We start from the raw sequence: 20,355 nt of genomic DNA, 5'->3' as shown, positions 1-20,355 counted from the left end.
TCTTACGCGGGTGAGAACAGGTGGTCGCTGATGAGGCGGGCCGCGCCGATGACGCCGGCGGTGGGCCCCAGTTCGCCGAGCACGATGGGGAGGTTGCCGGTCGCGAGCGGGAGCGACTGGCGGTAGACCTGGGTGCGGATGGCGGCGAGCAGGTTGTGGCCCAGGCCGGTGACGCCGCCGCCGATCACCACGAGGCCGGGGTTGAAGAAGCTGACGAGTCCGGCGATGACCTGCCCGGTGTGGGCGCCGCCCGCGCGGATCAGGTCGAGCGCGGTGGCGTCGCCCGCGGCGGCCGCGGCGGCGACGTCGACGGCGCTCAGGGCACCGCTCGCCCGGAGCCGTGCGGCGAGTTCCGCGGAACGGCCCTGCTGGGCCGCCTCCGTGGCGTCGCGGGCCAGCGCGGCGCCGCTGAAGTGGGCCTCCAGGCAGCCCCGGTTGCCGCAGGGGCAGGGACGCCCCTCCGGTACCGCCTGGATGTGCCCGATGTCGCCGGCGCTGCCCGTCGTACCGCGGTGGACCTCACCGCCGACGACGATGCCGCAGCCGATGCCGGTGCCGATCTTGACGCAGAGGAAGTCGCCCACGGAACGGGCGACGCCCGCGTGCTGCTCCCCCATCGCCATCAGGTTCACGTCGTTGTCGACCATGACCGGGCAGCCGAGTTCCTGGCTGAGCGCCTCGCGGACCGGGAACCCGTCCCAGCCCGGCATGATCGGCGGCGCCACCGGGACGCCCTCGGGGAAGCGGACCGGTCCGGGGACGCCGATGCCGGCGCCGTCGAACCCCTCCGCCAGCCCGGAGGCCCGCAGCTTGGCCACCATGGCCAGGGCCTGCTCGAAGACGGCGACCGGCCCCTCGCGGACGTCCATGGGCTGGTTGATGTGCCCGAGGACCTCCAGCTCCGCGTTGGTGACGGCGACGTCGACGGAGGTCGCGCCGATGTCGATGCCGAGGAAGCGGAGTCCGGGCGCGAGCCTGATGTTGTGGGAGCGGCGGCCGCCGCGCGAGGCGGCGAGTCCGTCGGCCACGACCAGGCCCGTCTCCAGCAGCCGGTCCACCTCGACGGCCAGCTTCGACCGGGAGAGGTCGACCTGGTCGCCCAGCTGGGCCCGGGAGCTGGGGCCGCCGTCACGGAGCAGCCGCAGCAGCCGGGCCTGGTGGGTGTTGGCGGGTCGGGCCGTCATGCGTCTCACGTGCCCCTCCCTGCCCCGATCGGCTGCGTACGGCGAGTGTCGTGTTCAAGACACTCCGGTGTGGCTTGCTTTCGAGGGGAACGTAGCAGTGGGTGCCGTGAGTGGGAAGAAGTTGCACAGGAATTGCTCGCGACTTTTTCCACTCGCAGGACAAAGGCGGGTGCGGGAGAGGACGACGGAAAGCGGAAGGCGCCCACCGGAGCGGTGGGCGCCTTCCGCGCGTCCGGGTGCCGTGCCGCCGCCCCTACGTGCGCGAACGCGCGTGGTAGGTCCGCCGCGTGTGCTCCGTGTGGTCGCGCATCACCTCGGTGGCGCGCTGCTCGTCACGGGACGCGATCGCCGCGATGAGTTCGCGGTGCTCGATCCAGGACTGCCTGCCGCGCTGCCGGGCGACCGGGGTGTAGTACCAGCGGACCCGGCGGTCCACCTGACCCGCCAGCTCGGCGAGGACCGCGTTGCCCGCGAGTTCCATCACCTTGGCGTGGAAGCGGGCGTTGGTCGCCACCGCGCCGTCCACGTCGTCGGCGGCGACCGCCCGCTCCCCCTCGGCGCACAGCTCCTCCAGGGCCGCGATGCCCGCCGTGCCCGCGGCAGCAGCGGCGAGCCGGGCCGCCTCGGCCTCCAGCAGCGTGCGCACCGTGAGGAGCTGGTCGGCCTCCTCCTCGGTCGGCTCGTGCACGAACGCGCCCTGGGCGGGCCGCAGATCGACCCACCCCTCGGTGTTCAGCCGCTGCAGCGCCTCGCGCACCGGCTGCCGGGAGACCCCGAGGTGACCGGCGAGCTCGCTCTCGACCAGGTGCTGGCCCGGCTGCAGGGCGCGGGTGGTGATGAGTTCGAGCAGGGCCTCGTAGACGCGGTCACGCAACGGACCGGGGCGTTCCAGCCTGGGCACCGCCCCCTGCGGCAGTCCTGTCGACAGCATCGCGGTCCCCCTCCAGGGCAGCGGCGGCGCGGTGGCCGGCCGAAGCGGTCCGGTCAGTATGGATTGTCTTTCGTCTACAGTCTACGGTGCGCAATCACTCCGTCACCGGCCCTGGAGGAACGGAGGGAGGCTCGTTCAGGGGCAGCGGACGACCTGCCCGCCGTACGACAGGTTGCCGCCGAACCCGAACAGCAGGACAGGGTCGCCGCTGCGGATCTCACCGCGCTCGACCAGCTTGGAGAAGGCCATCGGGATGCTCGCGGCGGAGGTGTTGCCGGAGTCGACGACGTCGCGTGCCACCACGGCGTTCACCGCGCCGATCCGTTCCGCGAGGGGCTCGATGATGCGCAGGTTGGCCTGGTGCAGCACGACCGCGGCGAGGTCCTCGGGAGCGTATCCGGCGCGCTCGCACGTCCGGCGGGCGATGGCGGGCAGTTTCGTGGTCGCCCAGCGGTAGACGCTCTGGCCCTCCTGGGCGAAGCGCGGGGGCGTCCCCTCGATCCGTACCGCGTGCCCCATCTCGGGCACCGAGCCCCACAGCACCGGCCCGATGCCGGGCTCGTCGGCGGCCTCGACGACGGCGGCACCCGCCCCGTCGCCGACGAGGACGCAGGTGGTGCGGTCGCTCCAGTCGGTGACGTCGGACATCTTCTCGGCGCCGACGACCAGGGCCCGGGTGGCGGCGCCCGCGCGCACGGCGTGGTCGGCGGTGGCGAGGGCGTGGGTGAAGCCGGCGCAGACGACGTTGACGTCCAGGGCGGCCGGGGAGGGGATGCCGAGGCGCGCGGCGATGCGGGCGGCGGTGTTCGGGGAGCGGTCGGTGGCGGTGGAGGTGGCCACGACGACGAGGTCGACGGCGTCGGGGGTGAGGCCGGCCGCCGCCAGGGCCTTGGCGGCGGCGTGCGCGCCCAGCTCGTCCACCGGCTCGTCCGGTCCGGCGATGTGGCGCGTGCGGATGCCCACCCGGCTCCGGATCCATTCGTCACTGGTGTCGACCAGGCCCGCCAGGTCCTCGTTGGTGAGGACCTTGGCGGGCTGGTAGTGGCCGACGGCGGCGATGCGCGAGCCGTTCATGGGGGATCCCCTCGTTGCCTGGGTAACGGGATCCCCCAGTCTGATCAGTGACTCACGGGTACGAGGGCGTGCAGGGAGACAGGATTGGACCTCCCTGGTTGTGGGCTTCTGTCAGACCCGACGACGTCCTGGCGGTGCCGGGCGGCGTCGCGGTACGTGACCGCCCGCCCGTGACGGCGGTCGTCAGCCGGTGAACAGCTGGGTCACCTTGCGGACGAGTTCGTACAGACCGTACGCGAGCGGCGCCCCCACCCAGACCCAGGAGAGGACGACGAGTCCCCGCCGGTCGGGCGGGCTGGTGTCACTGCTGGACATCGACGGCCTCCTTCTTCTTCTCGGCGCTGACGTGGTGACGGGCGTGGACGGGACGGACGAGCTCGTTGGCGACGAAGCCGACCACGAGCAGCCCGATCATGATCCACATGGAGGTGCCGTAGAGGTTGGCGCCGGTCTTGCCCGCCGCCTCCTGCCGGTCCGCGATCCAGTTGACGATCAGCGGCCCGAGGACGCCCGCGGTGGACCAGGCGGTGAGCAGCCGGCCGTGGATGGCGCCCACCTGGTAGGTGCCGAACATGTCCTTCAGGTACGCCGGGATGGTCGCGAAACCGCCGCCGTAGAAGGAGAGGATGACCAGCGCGCAGACGATGAACACCGGCTTGGAGCTGTCCCCGAACAACGCGATCAGCGCGTACATCACCGCGCCCACGCCCAGGTAGAGGCGGTAGATGTTCTTGCGCCCGATGATGTCCGAGGCCGAGGACCAGCCGAGGCGGCCGGCCATGTTGGCCGCCGAGAGCAGCGCCACGAACCCGGCCGCCGCCGACACCGAGACCGGCGTCGAGGTGTCCGCGAAGAAGTCCCGGATCATCGGCGCGGCCTTCTCCAGGATGCCGATGCCCGCGGTCACGTTCATGCAGAGCACGATCCACAGGAACCAGAACTGCGGGGTGCGCAGCGCGCTGTTGGCGGAGACCTGGACGCCCTGGAGCGGTGCCGGAGTGCCGTCGGCGGACTCCTTCGGCCGCGGCACGCGGACCAGGAAGACACCGAGCGACATGAAGACGGCGTACGCGAGGCCGTGCACGAGGAAGGCCTGCGCGATGCCGGTGCTGTCGGAACCGAAGGAGTCCAGCATCTGCGCGGACCACGGCGAGGCGATCAGCGCGCCGCCGCCGAAGCCCATGATGGCGATGCCGGTGGCCATGCCGGGACGGTCCGGGAACCACTTCATCAGCGTCGACACGGGCGAGATGTAGCCGATGCCGAGACCGATGCCGCCGACGAAGCCGTAGCCGAGCACGATCAGCCAGTACTGCTCCGTGAAGGCGCCCAGCGCGGACAGCAGGAAGCCGGAGGAGAAGCAGACCAGGGACACGGTCATCGCCCAGCGCGGCCCGTTGCGTTCCACGAACGTGCCGCCGAACGCGGCGGACAGGCCCAGCATCACGATGGCGAGCTGGAAGGGCAGGGCGCTCTGGGTGCCGCTGAGGTCCAGGGCGGACTCCAGGGCGGGTTTGAACACGGACCAGGCATAGGCCTGTCCGATGGAGAGGTGCACCGACAGGGCAGCGGGCGGGACGAGCCAGCGGCTCCAGCCGGGTGGCGCTACGGGGGGACTCATGATCCGGACGATAGGAACCGGTTGCCCGGTTGGGAAGTCGGCTTGTCCGAATGGTCGACCGTATGCGGTGAACGGTATGCAGGATGCGACGAACGGTCGTTCTCAGCCGACGAGCGGTCGCTCCCCCACCTCCACAGCTGCGCCTTCATCAGCAGGTGCCCGTGCAGGAGGGCGAGATTCGGCCGGGACAGCTCACCCTGGCGGATCACTGGGCAGAAGGTCCACGGCGACGAGCGCGACTGCGGCGGCCCCGGTGGGGGCGCCGTCGAGATGGTGCGCGGAACCTTGCTGCCCCAACTTCCATACTGTACACAGTATTTCGGCTACATGGCTCTCGGTCCGAGGGGTACGAGCCCTCGAGTCACCCCGGGAGTGCAGGACAATGACCGGGTGGGTCACCGGGCCCCTCGACGCTCCGGTGCCCCGCGGCGATCGCACGCACAGCAAGGGCCGTCAGGGCCGCAGCACGCAAGGAACCGGGGCTGATCGGGACATGGGAAGAGTCACGGAACGACGCAAGGTCATCCGCGTCCGGGACGGCGCGGTCTCCAGCCGCCCGGACACCCTCGTGGCGGAGGAACCGCTGGAGATCCGGCTCAACGGCAAGCCCCTGGCGATCACCATGCGCACCCCCGGTGACGACTTCGCGCTGGCGGCGGGCTTCCTGGTCAGCGAGGGGGTGCTGGGCGGCGCGGACGAGCTGCGGAACATCGTCTACTGCGCCGGGGCCACCGCCGACGGCTCGAACACCTACAACGTGGTCGACGTGTCGACGGCGCCGGGCGTCGTGATCCCGGACATCACCCTGGAACGCAACGTGTACACCACCTCGTCCTGCGGCCTGTGCGGCAAGGCGAGCCTGGACGCGGTCCGGACGACCGCCCGGTGGACCGTCGACGACACCCGTGGCGGCGAGCTCGCCCCGCTCCTGCTGGAGCCCGGGCTGCTCGCGGACCTCCCCGACCGGCTCCGCGCGGCCCAGCGGGTCTTCGACCGGACCGGGGGGCTGCACGCGGCGGCCCTGTTCTCCGAGGACGGGGAGCTGCTCGACGTCCGCGAGGACGTGGGCCGCCACAACGCGGTCGACAAACTGGTGGGGCGCGCCCTGCAGAACGGCGCGCTGCCGCTGTCCCGCACGGTCCTGCTGGTCTCGGGCCGCGCCTCCTTCGAGCTCGCCCAGAAGGCCGTGATGGCGGGCATCCCGGTGCTGGCCGCGGTGTCGGCGCCGTCTTCCCTGGCCGTCGACCTGGCGGCCGAGACGGGGCTGACCCTGGTGGGCTTCCTGCGGGGCGCCTCCATGAACGTGTACGCGGGTGAGCACCGCATCGCCCTGCGGGCCGCGGCCGCCCAGGGCTGAGGCTCCCCCGCTGCACGGCGGCGGGGCTCCGACCGGCGGGGAGCGCCCCCTGCGCCGTAGGAGCCCCGCCTCGACACGGCCCCGGTGCGGCGCCGGGCCGGGCCCGGCCCAGGGCGCCGCCCCGCTCACCCCGCCACGAAGCGCACGTCCGCCACCCGCACCACCGTCCCCAGCCGGGGGAAGTCCAGCCGGACCGAGGCCTCGTGCTCGGCGGCCGTGAACGCGGACATCGCCTCCTCGACGAAGACCAGGTCGTACCCGAGGTCGGCGGCGGCGCGGGCGGTGGACTCGACGCCGAGGTTGGTGGCGACGCCGCCGAGGACGAGGGTGGTGACGCCGCGCTCGCGCAGCCGCTCGTCCAGTCCGGTGCCCTGGAAGCCGCCGATGGTCCGCTTCACGATCTCCAGGTCGCCGTCCGCGGCGAGACCGGCGGCCAGGCCGCTGCCCGGCGGCTGCTCGGCCACCCCGGAACGCTCCACACGGATCAGCACGACGGGGGCGCCCGCCGTGCGGAAGGCCCGCGCCAGCTGCTCGGCGGCGCCGAGTACGTCCGTGCCCGTGCGGGGGACCAGGGGCAGCCCGACCATGCGGTCCATCAGGTCGACGAGCACGAGGGCGGTGCGCGCGGGGTCGAGCGCCAGGCGGGGTTCGGTGTCCGGTGCGGTCATGACGGAACGTTAGCCCGCGTCGGCCGTCCGTACCGGAAATCCGGATCGACGAGCCCGTGAACTGCTCGCATTCGGCCGTGGGCGCGTGGCGGGTCGTGGCCGCCCATGGACCGTGCGCGCCGGGGCCGTTAACGTCCCGTCCGTGCCCGACGACATACGCGCACGACGGCGGACGGGGACCGGGCTCGGGCTCCTGCTCGTCCTGGTCCTCGCGGCCGTGCTGCTCACCGCCCTCCCGGACGACCGGGAGGGCGGCGGCCGTTGCACGCCCCGTACGGTCCGGTCGTGGACCGAGCACACCGCCCTGACCGGCGAGTTCGCACGCTACGGCGACGACGCCACGCGCACGGACGACTGGACCGGCGGGGACGGCACCCACTCGGTGCGGCTGCCGGACGGGCGGGTGCTGTGGCTGTTCTCCGACACCTTCCTCGGCCGGGTGCACGCACCGCCCAACCCGGCCGGCGAGTCCGTGGCCTGGCGGGACGCCGCGACGCCGCTGGTGCGCAACACGGCCGTGCTGATGTCCGAGGAGGGCCGGCTGCTGTCCACGCTGCCCGCGCCGCTCTTCCCCGACCCGGGTCCCGGGGAGTGGCGCTGGCCGGTCGCGGCCCGGGTCGAGGCGCGCGCGCCGGGCTCGCCGGAGCAGGTGGTGCGGGTGCTGCTGTGGACGCGCACGACGAGCGGGGCACCCTGGATATACGGGCTGCCCGCGGCCACCGAGGTCGCCACGCTCTCCCTGCCGGACCTGCGCCTGGAGGGTGTCACGACGGTGCTAGACCAGCGGCCGGTGACCGATCCGGTGCGGCGGGTGCTGTTCGGCACGACGGCGGTGGACGCGGGCGGGTGGACGTACGTGTTCGGCGGGAACGACGCGCGGACCGCCTCCCACCCGGTGGCCGAGGCGTACGTGGCCCGGGTGCCGCGCGGCCGGCTCGGCGAGGAGGCCGCGTGGGAGTACTGGGACGGCGCGCGCTGGACGGTGCGCGGCCGGCCGGAGCCGGTGCTCGGGGACGGCCGGCGCACGGGGGTGGGCAGCGCGTTCACGGTCGTGCGCGACGGGGAGACGTTCGTGCTGTTCACGATGGCCGCGGGCACCGAGGGCCTGACGACGGTCACCTCGTACTGGTCCTGCTCCCCCACCGGTCCCTGGCACGGGCCCGCGGAGGGCTTCCGGCCGCCGCTGCCCGAGGGCGGGGTGGCGGCGTACAACCCGCAGGCCCACGGGGCGCCCGCCGGCGGCCGGCTGGTCCTCAGCTACGACGTGAACCGGCTGGACGCCGACGCCACGGCGGCCCAGGCGCACCTCAGCCGGAACGTGTCCCTGTACCGACCGCGGTTCGTGTCGCTGCGGCTGGCTCCGGGGTGACCTCGTCCGGCTCCAGCGGGTCGCGGGAGCGGCGCTTGGCGATCACCGCGCACACCATGAGCTGCATCTGGTGGAAGAGCATCAGCGGCAGCACGGCGAGCGAGGCGTCCGCGCCGAACAGCACGCTCGCCATGGGCAGCCCGGCGGCGAGGGACTTCTTGGAGCCGGCGAACTGGATCGCGATCCGGTCCGCGCGGTCGAACCGCAGCGCCTTCCCGCCGTACCAGGTGAGCGCGAGCATCACCGCGAGCAGCACCACCTCCACGGCGAGCAGGCCCGCGAGCTGTCCGGGACTGACCTGCGACCAGATGCCCCGCACCATGCCCTCGCTGAACGCGACGTAGACGACGAGCAGGATCGAGCCGCGGTCGACGAGCCCGAGGACCTTCTTGTGCCGGGCGACGAAAGAGCCGATCCAGCGCCGCAGGACCTGCCCGGCGACGAACGGCACCAGCAGTTGCAGCACGATCTCCACGATCGAGTCGGCGGAGAAGCCGCCCGCGCTGCCGCCCAGCAGGGCCGCCGCGAGCAGCGGGGTGATCACTATGCCGGCCAGGGAGGAGAAGGAGCCCGCGCAGATCGCGGCGGGCACGTTGCCGCGCGCGATGGCGGTGAAGGCGATCGACGACTGGATGGTCGACGGGACGAGGGTGAGGAAGAGCAGTCCGGTGGCGAGGGAGTGCGTCAGGAACGCCGGCTCCAGGCCGCGCGCGGCGAGGCCCAGCAGCGGGAAGACGACGAAGGTGCAGGCGAGGACGGTGACGTGGAGCCGCCAGTGCTTGAGCCCGTCGAGTGCCTCACGGGTGGAGAGCCGGGCCCCGTAGAGGAAGAAGAGGAAGGCGATCGCCGCGGTGGACGCCCCGGAGGTGACGTCCGCGGCCGTACCCCGCGCGGGGAGGAGGGCGGCGAGGCCCACCGTCCCGAGCAACAACAGGATGTACGGGTCGATCGGTAGCCGGCTCGGCCACTGCAGGCGCTTCACGGTGCTCCACTTGCTCGTCGCTCGTCACTCGTCGGGCGGGGCCCGTCCGTGGACGGACGGGACGTGCCCTCTCCATGGTCCTCCCGTCCGCCTTGATCGGGAATCCGGTACACCGCTCTGACTGTCATCACGGATCACGATGGCCGGGTAGCCTGGGCCGCGTGTACGACCCCTCCCACCTGCGCACCTTCCTCGCGGTCTCGCAGACGCTGAGCTTCACCCAGGCCGCCCGCCGGCTGGGGCTGCGCCAGTCCACGGTCAGCCAGCACGTGCGGCGCCTGGAGGACGCCACCGGCCGGCAGCTGTTCTCCCGGGACACCCACTCCGTGGAGCTGACGGAGGACGGCGAGGCGATGCTCGGTTTCGCGCGCCGGCTCCTGGAGGTGCACGAGCAGGCGACGGCGTTCTTCACGGGTACCCGGCTCCGCGGCCGGCTGCGCTTCGGCGCCTCGGAGGACTTCGTGCTGACCCGCCTCCCGGAGATCCTGGAGCGCTTCCGCAGCGACCACCCCGAGGTGGACCTGGAGCTGACGGTGGAGCTGTCGGGGACCCTGCACGAGATGCTGGCGGCGGGCAAGCTCGACCTGGTGCTGGCGAAGCGGCGCCCGGAGGACCCGCGCGGCGAGCTGGTCTGGCACGACCGGCTGGTGTGGATCGGCGCGGAGCGGCTGCGCCTGGACCCCGGCCGTCCGGTGCCGCTGATCGTCTACCCGCCGCCGGGGATCACCCGCGCGCTGGCCCTGGAGGCGCTGGAGCGGGAGGGCCGTGCCTGGCGCGTGGCGTGCACGAGCGGCAGCCTGAGCGGACTGGTCGCGGCGGCCCGGGCCGGTCTCGGCGTGATGGCGCACTCCCACGGACTGGTGCCCCCGGGTCTGGTGCGGGTGCCCGACCGGGCGGGCCTGCCCGAGCTGGGCGAGGTGGACTTCGTCCTGGTCCACGGCCGCCGGCGCCCTTCCGCGCAGGGTCCCGCGGACGCGCTGGCGGCGGCGATCCTGACCGGCGGGGACCGGCTGCACCGGGGGCGGGCCGGATAGGGCGTCTCCGGGTGGTCGTCCGCGGCGTCGCCGGAATCACAGGCGTCACAGGCATCACCGGCCCGGAGATTGGTTATGCGGCAGGGGTGAGTGGGGCCCTCTCCGGCCGATCTACGATTCCGGGGGCCCGACTCACCGGTCAGGAATGCGGCGCGTGCCGTGTTCGTTGACCATGGTGAGCACAACCCTACGACCTAAGGATCGAGAGCTCGTGAGCAGCAAGGTCCCCCCGATCACCCTGAACAACGGCGTCGAGATGCCCCAGCTGGGCTTCGGCGTCTGGCAGGTGCCCGACGACGAGGCGGAGCAGGCCGTCGCCACCGCGTTGGAGGCCGGGTACCGCAGCATCGACACAGCCGCGATCTACGGCAACGAGCGGGGCACGGGCAAGGCACTCGCCGCCTCCGGCCTGCCGCGCGAGGAGCTCTTCGTCACCACCAAGCTCTGGAACTCCGAGCAGGGGTACGACTCCACGCTGCGCGCCTTCGACGCCTCGCTGGAGAAGCTCGGCCTGGAGTACGTGGACCTGTACCTGATCCACTGGCCGACGCCCGCCAAGGACACGTACACGGACACCTACAAGGCGTTCGAGAAGCTGTACGCGGACGGCCGCGCCAAGGCCATCGGCGTCTCCAACTTCCTGCCGGAGCACCTGGACCGCCTGATCGACGCGACCTCGGTCGTCCCCGCGGTCAACCAGATCGAGCTGCACCCGCACCTGCAGCAGCAGGAGTCGCGCGAGTACCACGCGCAGCGAGGCATCGCCACCGAGGCCTGGTCGCCGCTCGGCCAGGGCAAGGGGCTGCTGGAGGTCCCGGCGATCGTCGCCATCGCGCAGAAGCACGGCCGCACCCCGGCCCAGGTGGTGCTGCGCTGGCACCTCCAGATCGGCAACGTGGTGATCCCGAAGTCCGTGACCCCGTCCCGGATCAAGGAGAACATCGACGTCTTCGACTTCTCCCTGGACGACGAGGACGTGGCCGCCATCGCCGCCCTGAACGAGGACCGGCGCATCGGCCCGAACCCGGCGGACGTCAACGACTGACCCCACGACGGGTGCCGCCGCCCGCCGCGTGCGGGCGGCGGCACCCGGCATGCGGGCTCACGGCCTGGCCCGTGCCACGTGCAGGGTGTGGGCCGTCAGCACGAACACGTCGGGGCGGCGGTACAGGCTCGCCCCGTCGTCCGGGTCCAGGAGCCGGTCGAGGGTGGACAGGTCGGTGGCGTCGAGGGAGGGGGCGAAGGACTCCCGCAGGCGCCGGAAGACCGTGACGACGAAGGCGCGGGCCTCGTCCGGCAGCGGTGCGGGCAGGTCGAGCAGGAACGTACGGCTGGTGGTGTCGCGCAGCCCCACCGCGGAGAGCAGGCCGGGCCAGTCCTCGGCCACCTCGACGGCGCCGGGCAGCGCGGCCCGCATGGCGCCGAACCACTCGGCCTGCACGGCGTCCAGGCGCTCCTGCAGGCCGGGGCGCCCGAAGCCGAGGTCGCGGGGCAGGTAGCGGGCGGGCAGACCGCCCTCCAGGACGGCCAGGGTGCCGCCGGGGGCGAGGTGCGCGGCGAAGCCGGCGAGGGCCGCCCGCTGATCGCCGAGGTGGTGCACGCTCCGGCTCGCCCACAGCAGGTCCGCCGGGTACTCGAGGCCGTCGAGCCCGTCCGGGAGGTCCGCCGCCAGGGTGCCGAAGCGGTCGGCGTACCCGTGGCGCCCGGCACGGTCGCGGGCCCGTTCCAGCAGGGGTCCCGAACCGTCCGCGGCGACGATGCGGGCGCCCGGGAACGCGTCGGCCAGTACACCGGTCACCACGCCGGGTCCGCTGCCCGCGTCGACGACCAGTCCCGGGTCGGGCCGCCGCTCCGCGAGCCAGGCCGCGGCCCGCGCGTACAGCGGGGAGAAGAGTTCCGCCTCGGCCTCCAGGTGCGCGGCCATCTCGGCCCAGTCGACCTCGGTGTGCGTGTGCTGGTGCTGTCCCATGGCGCGCCTCTCGTCCGGTTGCCGGGCCAGAGTGCGCCGGTGCATCCGGGAACGGCAAGCCACCTTGCCGTTACGGCAACTATTCGGTGGCTCTCCCGCCGGACGCGGTCCGCCGGGGGCGGGGCACGCACATGCCCGGCCCCCGGCGGACCTCACACGGGGTGGTTCACCTCCACGTCATCCGGCAGGGCTCACAGCGCCGGGTACGCGTTCTTCATCAGCTCCTGGAACTGCGCCGAGAACCAGTGCCCGGAGACCGGCGCGTTCGGCAGGGCGCCGGACATGTTGTTGTTGTTGCGCGGGTTGCCCGTGTAGGTCGGGTCGCACATGCGGTCGAAACCCTTGCCCTCGTCGTTCGGGATGGCCGAGCTGGACCCGTCCGACTCGCCCGGGGGCTTGATCCACACGTACGCGTCGATCCCGGCGGCCGGGGCGGCCTTCGGACGCTCACCGAGCCCGGCTCCGGACTGGTTGCACCAGTTGCCGAGGTGGATGCGGCGGTCGTAGCGGCCGCCGTCGACATAGGTGTTGACGTTGGTCGTGGCGCCCGGCCCGGTGGGCCGCGCGGTGCCGCCCCAGCCGTTGCGGGAGGTGTCGATCAGCATGCCGATGTTGGAGTCGAAGCCGATCGAGACGAGCTGGTTGCGCATGGCCTGGGCGTACGACAGCTCGTCGGTGTACCGGTTCCAGTCCACCCACGACGACTGGCGCACGGAGGTGCCGTTGATCGTCTGGTCGACGGTGAAGTTGTCCTCCTTCAGCGCGCTGTAGTTGGCCGTGTTGACGATGAAGCCGTGCACGTCGCTGAGGGTCGCGCCCTCGGTGGTGGCGGCCTCCTTGAACATGGCGGCCGACGGGGCGAAGTTGTCGTCCCAGCCGAGCCAGCCGTGGTGGCCGGCGTCCACGTAGTTGTAGACGTTGCCGATCGCGCCGAGCTTGTTCAGCGCGTAGCCGACGCCCTTCTGGTAGTTGCCGTTCGCCTTCATCACGTCGCAGTTCGGAGTGGCCGTCGGCCGCGGCGTGACGTTGGTGACCAGGTTCGGCAGCGAGTCGATCTCGACGGTCGTGACGATCCGCAGTCCCGCGTACTTGGAGTCGGCGAGGATCGCGGCGATCGGGTCGATGTACTGCGTCTTGTACTTGTCGATCTCCGTCGGGCCGAGCTCGCCGTTGGAGGCGAGGGCCGAGCAGTCGCGACCGGGCAGGTTGTAGATGACGAGCTGGATCGCCAGCTCGCCGGAGCCCTTCTGGCGCAGGGCCTCATCGAGGTGGGCACGCAGGCCCATCTTGCCGTTCGCGCCGGCGATGGCGGCGGTCCGGTCCAGCCAGACACCGGTGGGCTGGTTGGCGATCCGGCTGCCGCCCGGCTCGGCGGCGGCGTTCGCGGACCACTCGGGGTTCACGTACACCTTGGCGCCGGAGTACGGGTTGTTGACCTTCGCGCCGGTTCCCGGGTCCGGGTCCGGGTCGGGGCCCGGGCCGCCACCGCCGTCGACGTTGCAGGTCACGCCGTCGAGCGTGAAGGAGGAGGGGATGGCGTTCGTGCCGCTGTAGCTGCCGTTGAAGCCGAAGCTGACCGAGCCGCCGGTCGACAGGGTGCCGTTGTAGCTCTCGTTGGAGACGGTCACGTCGGCGCCGCTCTGCGCGAAGCGTGCGTTCCATCCGCTGCTGACCTGCTGGTTGCCGGCGTAGGCCCACTTCACGGCCCACGCGGACTTGGCGGCGCTGTTGTTGGTGACCGTGACGGCGACGGTGAAGCCGGTGCTCCACTGGTTCTGCACCTTGTAGTCGACGGTGCAGGGGACGGCCGCGACGCCGACGTCGTCGGCGGGGACGGCCGCGAGCGCGGACCCGGCGCTGCCGGCGACCAGGGCGAGCGAGGCGAGCACTGCGGTTCTGTTCCTCCGCGCACGGCTCATGCGGCTCAGGGACACGGGTTTGATACGGCTCATGGTGCGGGTTCCTTATCCGTAGAGGGCGCGCGGGAGTTCGCGCGGCCCGGTGCCGAACGGCAGGGACGTACCGTCGTAAGCGCTGATCACGGAACGGACGCAGGTGTGCTCGCCGGTCGCACCCGAGGCGCAGGGGGCAGGGGCGGCAACGCGTAAAAGACCTGAACGCGGGGGGTGTCGCATGAGCGACTCCTTGCAGTTCGGGCGCGCCGTGACGGACGCGCCGACTGATGGAACCGCTCCCACTGGTGCAGGCGAAGGTAGCGCCAAGTGACGGTAAAGAACAGGGGTGCTGCAGGCGTGCGTTCGTCGAATCTTTTCGACTCACCACAAGCCTTGACCCCTCCCACCCCCCTCTTCAATATGGGAGCGCTCCCACTGGTTCAAGGCTTGTCGCTCCTCCCCCTCACCCCCCCTCCGATCCGCAAGGAGGACCAGCGCATGCGTACTGGACGGAGACGGAGACACAGCGCCGTACGACGGTGGTGGACCGCCGTCGCGGCGGCCCTCGCCCTGCCCCTCACGATGCTCGGCACGGGCTCGCCCCCCGCACAGGCGGCGGCGGTCCAGTGCAGCGTCGACTACAGGACCAACGACTGGGGCTCCGGCTTCACCGCCGAGCTCACGCTCACCAACCGGGGCACGGAGGCGATCTCCGGCTGGACCCTGACCTACGACTACGCGGGCAACCAGACGCTCAGCAACGGCTGGAACGGCACCTGGTCGCAGTCCGGCCGGACCGTCACCGTGCGGAACACCTCCTGGAACGGGACGATCGCCACGGGCGCCGCCGTGACGACGGGCGCCCAGTTCACGTACAGCGGCTCCAACGCCGCCCCCACCGCCTTCGCGGTCAACGGCACGACCTGCGCCGGCGCGCACCAGCCGCCGGTCGCCGTGCTGACCAGCCCGGCCGCGGGCGCCGTCTACACGCAGGGCGCCGCGGTGCCGCTGGCCGCCACCGCGGCGGCGGCGGACGGGGCGAACGTCACCAAGGTCGAGTTCTACGACGACACCACGCTGCTCGGCACGGACACCAGCGCGCCCTACGCGCTCTCGGTCTCCAACTTGACCGTGGGCAGTCATTCCCTGACGGCGAAGGCGTACGACAGCCTGGGCGCGTCCGCGAACTCGACGCCGGTCGGCATCACGGTCGCCTCGGGCCCCGCCATCGTCGCCTCGCCGTCCCAACTCGGAGTGCGGCAGGGCGAGTCGGGCACCTTCGACGTGAAACTCTCGACGCGTCCGGCGTCGAACGTGACGGTCACCACCGCCCGTGCGAGCGGCACCACCGGCCTCACGGTCAGTGGCGGCGGGAGCCTCACCTTCACCCCGTCGAACTGGAACACCGCGCAGCGGGTGACCGTCGCGGCCAGTTCGTCCGGCACCGGTACGGCCGTCTTCGACTCGACGGCGACCGGGCACGCGAAGGCCTCGGTGACCGTGACGCAGCTCGGCGCGGAGGGTGAGTACGACGGCCGCTTCCTGGAGCTGTACGGGCAGATCACCGACCCGGCCAGCGGCTACTTCTCCCCCGAGGGCATCCCCTACCACTCGGTGGAGACGCTGATCGTCGAGGCGCCGGACCACGGCCACGAGACGACCTCGGAGGCGTACAGCTACCTGCTGTGGCTCCAGGCCATGTACGGCAAGGTGACGGGTGACTGGTCGCGGTTCAACGGCGCGTGGGAACTCATGGAGAAGTACATGATCCCCACCCACGCCGACCAGCCGACCAACTCCGCCTACAACGCCTCGAAGCCCGCGACGTACGCGTCCGAGTACGACACCCCGAACGAGTACCCGTCGGCGCTCGACGGCGCGGTCCCGGTCGGTCCGGACCCGATCGCGGCGGAGCTGAAGAGCGCGTACGGCACGGACGACGTGTACGGCATGCACTGGCTGCAGGACGTCGACAACGTCTACGGCTACGGCAACTCGCCCGGCAAGTGCGAGGCCGGCCCTGCGGACACCGGACCGTCGTACATCAACACCTTCCAGCGCGGCCCGCAGGAGTCCGTGTGGGAGACGATCCCGCACCCGACCTGCGACGCCTTCAAGTACGGCGGCCCCAACGGCTACCAGGACCTGTTCACCCGTGACGCGTCCTACGCCAAGCAGTGGAAGTACACCAACGCGCCCGACGCCGACGCGCGCGCCGTGCAGGCCGCGTACTGGGCGGACGTGTGGGCCAAGCAGCAGGGCAAGGGCGGCGAGGTCTCCGGGACCGTCTCCAAGGCGGCCAAGATGGGCGACTACCTGCGCTACGCCATGTTCGACAAGTACTTCAAGAAGATCGGCAACTGCGTCGGCCCGACCTCCTGCCCGGCCGGCACCGGCAAGGACTCCTCGCACTACCTGCTGTCCTGGTACTACGCCTGGGGCGGCGCCGTCGACACCTCGGCGGGCTGGGCCTGGCGCATCGGCTCCAGCCACGCGCACAGCGGCTACCAGAACCCCTTCGCCGCGTACGCGCTCAGCCAGTACGCCGCGCTGAAGCCGAAGTCGGCGACCGGGCAGGCGGACTGGGCGAAGTCGCTGGAGCGGCAGATCGAGTTCTACCGCTGGCTCCAGTCCGACGAGGGCGGCATCGCGGGCGGCGCGACCAACAGCTGGGCGGGCCGGTACGCCACCCCGCCGGCGGGCAAGCCGACCTTCCACGGCATGTACTACGACGAGAAGCCCGTGTACCACGACCCGCCGTCCAACCAGTGGTTCGGCTTCCAGGCGTGGTCCATGGAGCGCGTCGCCGAGTACTACCAGCAGTCGGGGAACGCGAGCGCCAAGGCCGTCCTCGACAAGTGGGTGGACTGGGCGCTGTCGGAGACGACCGTGAACCCGGACGGCACCTTCCGGATCCCGTCCACGCTCCAGTGGTCGGGCGCCCCCGACACCTGGAACGCGGCGAACCCGGGCGCCAACAGCGGCCTGCACGTCACCGTCGCCGACTACACCAACGACGTGGGCGTGGCCGGCGCGTACGCCAAGACACTGACGTACTACGCCGACCGCTCCGGTGACACCGAGGCGGCCCGGACGGCGAAGGCGCTGCTCGACGGCATGTGGGAGAACCACCGCACCGACCTCGGCATCTCCGTCCCGGAGACCCGCGCCGACTACAACCGCTTCGACGACCCCGTGTACGTCCCCAGCGGCTGGACCGGCACCATGCCCAACGGTGACGTGATCAACTCCTCGTCCACCTTCGAGTCGATCCGCTCCTTCTACCAGGACGACCCGGCCTGGTCGAAGATCGAGTCCTATCTGGCGGGCGGTGCCGCGCCCACCTTCACGTACCACCGGTTCTGGGCCCAGGTGGACATCGCCACCGCCATGGGTGCGTACGCGGAGCTCCTCGAATAAGTCCCCGCCACGGCTCCGCGTACACCGGTCCCGCCGGCCACGAGACGGCGGGACCACGCCGGGCGGACCCGCCCCCATCGGGCCCGCCCGGCTCCTTCCGTTCCCCCTGCTCGCCCGTCTCCCCTCCCTCCCCCCGCAGTCACGGAGAGGACCCACCGTGCGAAGAACCCGCATCCTCACGGTCGTGCTCGCGCTCGCGGCCGGCCTGCTCGCGGGCAGTCCGCCCGCCCTGGCCGCCGCCGACACCGCCGTCGGCTCCGACTCGAAGGTGTCGATCGCCGCCGACACCTACACCTGGAAGAACGCCCGCATCGACGGCGGCGGCTTCGTCCCCGGCATCGTCTTCAACCGCACCGAGAAGAACCTCGCGTACGCCCGCACCGACATCGGCGGTGCCTACCGCTGGCAGCAGTCGACGAAGACCTGGACGCCGCTGCTCGACCACGTCGGCTGGGACGACTGGGGGCACACGGGCGTCATCAGCGTCGCCTCCGACTCCGTCGACCCGAACCGGGTGTACGCGGCGGTCGGCACGTACACCAACGACTGGGACCCGGGGAACGGCGCCGTGCTCCGGTCCGCCGACCGGGGCGCCACCTGGCAGAAGGCGGACCTGCCGTTCAAGCTGGGCGGCAACATGCCGGGGCGCGGCATGGGCGAGCGCCTCGCGGTCGACCCGCACCGCAACAGCGTGCTGTACCTGGGCGCGCCCAGTGGCAAGGGCCTGTGGCGGTCGACGAACTCCGGCGCGTCGTGGTCGCAGGTGACGAGCTTCCCGAACCCCGGCAACTACGTGCAGGACCCGACCGACAGCAGCGGGTACGCCGCCGACAACCAGGGCATCGCCTGGGTCACCTTCGACGAGTCGACGGGCACCGCCGGCAGCGCGACGCGGACGATCTACGTCGGGGTCGCCGACAAGGACAACGCTGTCTACCGCTCGACGGACGCGGGCGCGACCTGGACCCGGCTGGCCGGCCAGCCCACCGGGTACCTCCCCCACAAGGGCGTCCTGGACGCGGAGAACGGCTACCTGTACCTCGCCTACAGCGACAAGGGCGGCCCGTACGACGGCGGCAAGGGCGCGCTGTGGCGGTACGCGACGGCCACCGGCACCTGGACGGACATCAGCCCCGTCGCGGAGGCCGACACCTACTTCGGCTTCAGCGGCCTGACCGTCGACCGGCAGAACCCGGGCACGGTGATGGCGACGGCGTACAGCTCCTGGTGGCCGGACACCCAGATCTTCCGCTCCACGGACAGCGGCGCGAGCTGGACGCAGGCGTGGGACTACACCTCGTACCCGAACCGCGAGAACCGCTACACGATGGACGTCTCGTCCTCGCCGTGGCTGACCTGGGGCGTGAACCCGTCCCCGCCCGAGCAGACCCCGAAGCTGGGCTGGATGACCGAGGCGCTGGAGATCGACCCGTTCGACCCGGACCGGATGATGTACGGGACGGGTGCGACGATCTACGGCACGGAGAACCTCGGGAACTGGGACTCCGGGAGCAAGTTCACCATCCGGCCCATGGTGCAGGGCCTGGAGGAGACGGCGGTCAACGACCTGGTCTCGCCCCCGTCGGGCGCCCCGCTGCTCAGCGCGCTCGGTGACATCGGTGGCTTCCGGCACACGGACCTGACCAAGGTCCCGTCGATGATGTTCACCTCACCCAATTTCACCTCGACGACGAGCCTGGACTACGCGGAGACCGACCCGAACACGGTCGTCCGGGTGGGCAACCTGGACTCGGGTCCGCACGTCGCGTTCTCGACGGACAACGGTGCCAACTGGTTCGCGGGCACCGACCCCTCGGGCGTCAGCGGCGGCGGCACGGTCGCCGCGGCGGCGGACGGCAGCCGCTTCGTGTGGAGCCCGGAGGGTGCGGGGGTGCACCACGCGACGGGCTTCGGGAACTCCTGGTCGGCGTCGAGCGGCATCCCGGCGGGCGCGATCGTGGAGTCGGACCGGGTGGACCCGCGGACCTTCTACGGTTTCAAGTCGGGGAAGTTCTACGTGAGCACGGACGGCGGCGCGACCTTCACGGCCTCGAACGCCACGGGACTGCCCTCCGGTGACAGCGTCCGCTTCAAGGCACTGCCCGGCGCCAAGGGCGACATCTGGCTCGCGGGCGGGGCCCCGGACGGCGCGTACGGCCTGTGGCACTCGACCAACGGCGGCACGAGCTTCACCAAGCTGTCCGACGTCGAGCAGGCCGACGCGGTCGGCTTCGGCAAGGCGGCGCCCGGCGCCTCGTACCAGACGCTCTACACCAGCGCGAAGATCGGCGGCGTGCGCGGCATCTTCCGCTCCACGGACCAGGGCGCGACCTGGACCCGCATCAACGACGACGCCCACCAGTGGGGCTGGACGGGCGCGTCGATCACCGGCGACCCGCGCGTCTACGGGCGGGTGTACGTGGCGACGAACGGGCGCGGGATCGTCTACGGGGACCCGTCCGACACCGGTGGGGGCGGCCCGGACCCCGATCCCGACCCGGAACCGACCGGTGCCTGCGCGGTGACGTACACGGTCACCAACCAGTGGTCGGGCGGCTTCCAGGCGAACGTCCGGCTCACGAACACGGGGACGAGCGCCTGGTCGGGCTGGTCGCTGAAGTGGGCCTTCCCGAACGGCCAGACCGTCTCGCAGGTCTGGAACGCCGAGCACGCGCAGTCCGGTGGATCGGTCACGGCGAAGAACGTGGCCTGGAACGCGGGCGTGGCGGCGGGCTCGTCGGTGAACTTCGGGTTCACGGGAAGCTGGACCGGGAGCAACGGCAGACCGGCGGCCTTCCAGCTGGGTGACCACTCCTGCGCGGTGAACTGACGCACCGGGCGGGACACGGAA

15 protein-coding genes are annotated in these 20,355 nt (G+C 71.9%); 6 read left to right on the top strand and 9 right to left on the bottom strand.

Going from position 1 to position 20,355, the window contains the following annotated elements; all coding sequences use genetic code 11:
* Positions 1–2: 2 nt before the first annotated feature.
* From UW392_RS18310 to UW392_RS18290, 5 genes are all read right to left on the bottom strand, one after another.
* Positions 3–1,184: an ROK family transcriptional regulator gene (locus UW392_RS18310; protein WP_320776127.1), complete on the bottom strand. Its 1,182-nt coding sequence runs from the start codon at positions 1,182–1,184 to the stop codon at positions 3–5.
* 253 nt (positions 1,185–1,437) lie between these two features.
* Positions 1,438–2,115 carry a GntR family transcriptional regulator gene (locus UW392_RS18305; protein ID WP_320776092.1) on the bottom strand — a complete coding sequence of 226 codons (678 nt, stop codon included), beginning with the start codon at positions 2,113–2,115 and terminating at the stop codon, positions 1,438–1,440.
* Positions 2,116–2,250: 135 nt separating this feature from the next.
* A complete protein-coding gene (locus UW392_RS18300) occupies positions 2,251–3,189 on the bottom strand; it encodes a beta-ketoacyl-ACP synthase III (protein ID WP_320776091.1) in 939 nt (312 codons plus the stop codon).
* 183 nt (positions 3,190–3,372) lie between these two features.
* Complete coding sequence (locus UW392_RS18295) at positions 3,373–3,504, bottom strand: MFS transporter small subunit (protein ID WP_320776090.1); 132 nt, start codon at positions 3,502–3,504, stop codon at positions 3,373–3,375.
* Positions 3,491–4,810, bottom strand: coding sequence for an OFA family MFS transporter (locus UW392_RS18290; protein WP_320776089.1), 1,320 nt, complete (start codon positions 4,808–4,810; stop codon positions 3,491–3,493). Before UW392_RS18290 ends, UW392_RS18295 begins: the two co-directional genes overlap by 14 nt.
* A 493-nt stretch (positions 4,811–5,303) precedes the next feature.
* On the opposite strand from UW392_RS18290, the gene fdhD reads away from it, so the two are divergent.
* Positions 5,304–6,167 carry a formate dehydrogenase accessory sulfurtransferase FdhD gene (gene fdhD, locus UW392_RS18285; RefSeq protein WP_320776088.1) on the top strand — a complete coding sequence of 288 codons (864 nt, stop codon included), beginning with the start codon at positions 5,304–5,306 and terminating at the stop codon, positions 6,165–6,167.
* Positions 6,168–6,292: 125 nt separating this feature from the next.
* Here the strand turns inward: fdhD and UW392_RS18280 are convergent, their stop codons facing one another.
* Positions 6,293–6,835 (bottom strand): isochorismatase family protein, encoded by a 543-nt coding sequence (locus UW392_RS18280; RefSeq protein WP_320776087.1) that lies wholly within the window; start codon positions 6,833–6,835, stop codon positions 6,293–6,295.
* A 142-nt stretch (positions 6,836–6,977) separates the two neighbouring features.
* Here UW392_RS18280 and UW392_RS18275 point away from each other — a divergent pair, with 142 nt between their 5' ends.
* Entirely contained in the window at positions 6,978–8,204 is a 1,227-nt protein-coding gene (locus UW392_RS18275) for a hypothetical protein (RefSeq protein ID WP_320776086.1), read from the top strand.
* Here UW392_RS18275 and UW392_RS18270 read toward each other — a convergent pair.
* The gene (locus UW392_RS18270; RefSeq protein ID WP_320776085.1) at positions 8,143–9,186 is read right to left on the bottom strand and encodes a bile acid:sodium symporter family protein; all 1,044 of its coding nucleotides are present in this window, start codon (positions 9,184–9,186) and stop codon (positions 8,143–8,145) included. The genes UW392_RS18275 and UW392_RS18270 overlap by 62 nt on opposite strands.
* Positions 9,187–9,347: 161 nt before the next feature.
* Between UW392_RS18270 and UW392_RS18265 the strand changes: the two genes are divergently transcribed.
* Both UW392_RS18265 and UW392_RS18260 read left to right on the top strand, forming a co-directional pair.
* Entirely contained in the window at positions 9,348–10,220 is an 873-nt protein-coding gene (locus UW392_RS18265) for a LysR substrate-binding domain-containing protein (protein WP_320776084.1), read from the top strand.
* Positions 10,221–10,431: 211 nt separating this feature from the next.
* On the top strand, positions 10,432–11,265 hold the full coding sequence (locus UW392_RS18260; RefSeq protein WP_320776083.1) for an aldo/keto reductase: 834 nt from the start codon (positions 10,432–10,434) through the stop codon (positions 11,263–11,265).
* 57 nt (positions 11,266–11,322) lie between these two features.
* Here the strand turns inward: UW392_RS18260 and UW392_RS18255 are convergent, their stop codons facing one another.
* On the bottom strand, positions 11,323–12,189 hold the full coding sequence (locus UW392_RS18255; protein WP_320776082.1) for a class I SAM-dependent methyltransferase: 867 nt from the start codon (positions 12,187–12,189) through the stop codon (positions 11,323–11,325).
* Between the two features lie 191 nt (positions 12,190–12,380).
* Complete coding sequence (locus UW392_RS18250) at positions 12,381–14,141, bottom strand: glycoside hydrolase family 6 protein (RefSeq protein WP_320776081.1); 1,761 nt, start codon at positions 14,139–14,141, stop codon at positions 12,381–12,383.
* Between the two features lie 441 nt (positions 14,142–14,582).
* Here UW392_RS18250 and UW392_RS18245 point away from each other — a divergent pair, with 441 nt between their 5' ends.
* Entirely contained in the window at positions 14,583–17,504 is a 2,922-nt protein-coding gene (locus UW392_RS18245; protein WP_320776080.1) for a glycoside hydrolase family 48 protein, read from the top strand.
* A 157-nt stretch (positions 17,505–17,661) separates the two neighbouring features.
* Complete coding sequence (locus UW392_RS18240; protein ID WP_320776079.1) at positions 17,662–20,334, top strand: cellulose binding domain-containing protein; 2,673 nt, start codon at positions 17,662–17,664, stop codon at positions 20,332–20,334.
* The last annotated feature ends 21 nt before the right edge of the window (positions 20,335–20,355 follow it).

It is taken from the genome of Streptomyces sp. CRN 30 (assembly GCF_034105845.1).
This window is presented reverse-complemented; position numbering and strand designations above follow the sequence as displayed.